Genomic DNA, 3,257 nt, shown 5'->3' with positions numbered 1-3,257 from the left:
AAATATCGATTGCTGAAACCGAAATAGCCAAGGGACAAAGACGTAAAATACAAAGCAAAAAAAAAGGGGGCCGTATCATAAAATTAAATTATGATACGGCCCCTTGCTAAATTAATCCAAAAATATACTCAAGGAAATAATTTTTCCATCCATAAAGATGAAAAAATCCTGACCGGTAACCTCCTCTGGGTTGTCCTCTGGTCCAAAAGCCCACGAAAGGCGGGCAACCTCGCCATGTACGTCAATTGGTTCCATTATCGAGAACTTGAAATTAGAGAATTTGCGTAAAAGGTCGTCTATAAAGCTGTTCAGTTCCTCAAAGCGGATTAGTCCAGCTATGGGATCATGGATTGTTACCAATGATGAGTACACGCTGGCAAGTTCGTTTTTTCTAAACTCTGAATTTCTTTCGCTCCATAAATCCAGGTGTTTTTCGATTAGTACAATCGCCAACGCATCTGTGATTTTATCTGAAGGATTATTGCCTTCGTTTGCTGTTGTCTCTTCGCTTTTCATGTCTTTAAAATTTGATTTTACTTAACTGCAATCTCAATATCCCCGCACTTCCCCTATTGCACCAGGTTTTCTAAAATCCTACTATATAGCATTAGATATCCATTCCATATTTGGAAGCCCACTTTCTTTTGATCTTTCTTTTAGCCGTAATGAATTCCTGATCCGTTCCCTGTGCGATCGCATCAAGAGGATACCTTAAGGGCCGTGCACCCTTCTCCATGTCTACAAGGGCTTTGATCCCATCCGCAATCGTTTGTGGATCCATTTTGAATTCCTCAACTTTACTGTAGAATGTTTTTCCCAAGTCTCCGAGTCTCTGCTCAAAATCAGGATATCCGGCAGGGATATCTTCCCTGTCTGCATTAAAACCGCCCTTTTCGCCCATACCAGTGGGATATACACCACAAGGCACTGAAACGTTTTCGATATTGAAGTCTCTCAATTCTGAATCTATTCCCTCAATGAACGTCTCCAATGCAAATTTAGATGCCATATAGGGTACCATGTATGGCACGGCAAAACCGCTGGCACCGGTGGAAAGATTGATAACCAGACCCTGTCTAGCAGCTCTCATAGAAGGCAGGACTGCCTGATAAGTTCTAACTGGGCCGTAAAAATTAATCTCGAACATTTTTTTGTACCCCTCGATAGAATAGCCTTCCGCAACGCCGAAACCTGTAACCCCTGCATTGTTTATTAAAACATCAACGCTTCCGTACTTTTTGAGGATGTATCCAAATGCGGTATCTACAGACAGGCTCTGCGCAACATCCATTTCCACTACCTCAATATTATCTGCTTTTGCCAGCTCATCGGCAACATCTTTGTTCTTGCCCTCTGTATCGCGCATGGTTGCAACGACCGCGTGGCCATCTGCTGCGAGTGTCAGTGCGGTTAGTTTTCCGAAGCCTGAACTTGTGCCCGTTATTACAATTACTTTTGACATATGTTATTTTTTTAACAAATATCAGCATTCATCAAATTTCAGTATTTGACATTTGTTAGAAAGAAACTTGACAAATATCAAGGCAATTGCAGATAACCTGAGTGAATCTATTTTATTTTGGCTAGCTGTTTTCTTATCCTGCTCAGGGTTTCTGGGGTAATTCCTAAGTAGGAGGCCAGCATATGAAGCGGAACTCGGTTTGCAAGGTTTGGGGATGAACTCAGAAAACGCTTATATTTTTCTTCCGCAGTTGAGATAAAGGTTGCATTTATCCGCTCATGGGCGGCATTTAAGCTCCTTTGTAAAATGGTATTCACCATGTCCTTAAATTGTGGGATCCTAGCGAATATCTCCTGAAAGTTTACATCATGAATAAGTAATACAACAGAATCCTCAATGGCCTCAATATAATATTTCGATGGTGTGTTATTCATCAGACTTTCACGGTCTCCAGTCCACCAGTTCTCGATTGCGAAATAAACAGTATGCTCGCCACCTTTTTCATCAACGCTAAATTTGCGAAGCAGCCCTTCGCAAACAAAGGCATGCGAACTCCACTTATCATCCGCATTTAGTAACAACTGATGTTTTCTCAGACGCTTTATAATACTTACGGACTGGATAAACTCGTAGTCGCTCTCGGAAATGCTAATCTTGTCCTTTAGATACTTTCGAAAAATTTCAAACATGGTAAGAAAAATTCAAAGTTAAAAAAAAGGCAGGCCGATCGCATATAACATAGTCACAGATAAATCATAATGAGAATATCTTCGCTCACGCGAGTTAAAATTTCTGGCCTCTGCGCCCAGAGATATCCTTCAGATTAGTGTCGCAGTTACCCCTCCATCAATATTTATGGCTGCGCCGAAAATGTATGAGGCATCATCAGAGGCCAGGAAGAGACTGGCCTTTGCAACCTCAATGGCCTGTCCTGCTCTCTTGGCGGGAATTGCTTCAATAATTTCAATAACGCCCGAGTCGGGGGTTTGAAAAAAATCCTTGTTCAATGGCGTTTCGATAAGTCCCGGCGCGACCGCATTGACCCTAATTCCAGAGGAGGCATAATCCATTGTCAGTTGCTTTGTAAGTCCCATCACAGCGTGTTTTGATGATGTGTAAGAAACCCCGCCAGCTCCTGCAGCGTAAGAGCCAATAGATGCCATGTTCACAATTGATCCGGATTTTTGTTCGAGCATATGGGGGAGTGCTGCATTGCACAAAAGAAATACAGCGCGAACATTTACATTCATCAACCTATCCCACAATTCTATGGAAGTATCCAAGGATTTTACAAACCCATCAAAGACACCCGCTGTGTTAGCCAAGATATCTATCCTCCCATATTTCTCGATTACATATCCAATAAGGGCTTTTACTTCCAACTGATTTGTAACATCAAGTTGTTTTGCTTCCCCAAGGCCATCGGCAGCTAAAATTTCCGATACTACATTTTCCAGATTTTCAAGACTCATGTCGACTGCGATCACATTTGCGCCTTCTTTGGCAAATAATAGAGCCTGCTGTTTGCCGATTCCGGAACCTGCGCCAGTTATAATGGCGATCTTATTTTCTAGTTTCATATTAAAATCTTTAGATATCCGACTTTCGTTCCAGAAAGACTTGAACAAACTGGATAAAACCAGTAGTCGCAAACTACTCTAGATGAAAATGAAAAAAGGGCAGGTCCATACGAGGGCACTGAAAAAGTGGACTTAAAATAGTCTGTTTTTGCAAAGCGGATGAATGAGTGCTGAACTCTTCATCCGCTTTCTTTTTTTTACGTTATTTGATATTT

At 41.6% G+C, this 3,257-nt stretch carries 4 protein-coding genes; all 4 read right to left on the bottom strand.

Features of this window, described 5'->3' with window-relative positions; translation table 11 throughout:
- Window positions 1-111 precede the first annotated feature (111 nt).
- A complete protein-coding gene (locus ACFOUY_RS09110) occupies window positions 112-516 on the bottom strand; it encodes a nuclear transport factor 2 family protein (protein WP_378960195.1) in 405 nt (134 codons plus the stop codon).
- Window positions 517-607: 91 nt separating this feature from the next.
- Window positions 608-1,462, bottom strand: a complete 855-nt coding sequence (locus ACFOUY_RS09105) for an SDR family oxidoreductase (protein WP_378960194.1) — start codon at window positions 1,460-1,462, stop codon at window positions 608-610.
- 107 nt (window positions 1,463-1,569) lie between these two features.
- A complete protein-coding gene (locus ACFOUY_RS09100; RefSeq protein ID WP_378960193.1) occupies window positions 1,570-2,151 on the bottom strand; it encodes a Crp/Fnr family transcriptional regulator in 582 nt (193 codons plus the stop codon).
- A 129-nt stretch (window positions 2,152-2,280) separates the two neighbouring features.
- Window positions 2,281-3,042, bottom strand: coding sequence for an SDR family NAD(P)-dependent oxidoreductase (locus tag ACFOUY_RS09095; protein ID WP_378960192.1), 762 nt, complete (start codon window positions 3,040-3,042; stop codon window positions 2,281-2,283).
- Between the last annotated feature and the right edge of the window lie 215 nt (window positions 3,043-3,257).

This window comes from Pedobacter jamesrossensis (assembly GCF_042650905.1).
Taxonomy (GTDB): domain Bacteria; phylum Bacteroidota; class Bacteroidia; order Sphingobacteriales; family Sphingobacteriaceae; genus Pedobacter; species Pedobacter jamesrossensis.
This window is presented reverse-complemented; position numbering and strand designations above follow the sequence as displayed.